Source organism: Pseudomonas sp. 43(2021), from assembly GCF_017490805.1.
In the GTDB taxonomy this organism is placed as follows: domain Bacteria; phylum Pseudomonadota; class Gammaproteobacteria; order Pseudomonadales; family Pseudomonadaceae; genus Aquipseudomonas.
This window is the reverse complement of sequence record NZ_JAFGYJ010000259.1, coordinates 1-521: the sequence shown is the minus strand read 5'-3', so window position 1 is coordinate 521 and position 521 is coordinate 1. Positions and strand designations below refer to the sequence as shown.

Genomic DNA, 521 nt, shown 5'->3' with positions numbered 1-521 from the left:
CTATTTCAGCCTGCAAGTGCCCGGACATGAGGGTGCCAACGCGGTGTGGACGTACGAAAACCCGAAGGTCTCCGTCGCACCGATCCGCGACTACGTGGCCTTTTATCCGGACCAGGTGACATTCGAAGTGATCAAGGCGGACGCCTGAGCAAAAAAATGGCGAGAGAATCGCTTCCCTCGCCATTGTGTCAGCGGGTTTTCAGTTCTTGTCGAGATCGATATTCTTCGTCTCACGCAGACAGATCATCCCCACCACCAGGCTCACCCCGGTGATCAGCACCGGATACCACAGCCCGTAGAAAATATCCCCGGTGTACACCACCAGCGCAAACGACACGGTGGGCAGGAAGCCGCCAAACCAGCCGTTGCCGATGTGATCGGGCAGCGACATCGAGGTGTAGCGAATGCGCGTCGGGAACAGTTCGACCATCAGCGCCGCCAGCGGGCCGTAGCACATGGCGGAGATGATGATCAGCGCGACGATCAGGGCGACGATCATCGGTTTGTTGATCTGCTGCATA

At 58.0% G+C, this 521-nt stretch carries 1 protein-coding gene and 1 pseudogene; one reads left to right on the top strand and one right to left on the bottom strand.

What is annotated here, in order from left to right; genetic code table 11:
* Positions 1 to 148, top strand: a 148-nt coding sequence (locus J5M71_RS27085; protein ID WP_207838588.1) for a DUF427 domain-containing protein, incomplete at its 5' end; no start/stop codon positions are given.
* Positions 149 to 199: 51 nt separating this feature from the next.
* Here the strand turns inward: J5M71_RS27085 and J5M71_RS27080 are convergent.
* Positions 200 to 521, bottom strand: a pseudogene (locus tag J5M71_RS27080) (MFS transporter); the annotation flags it as partial.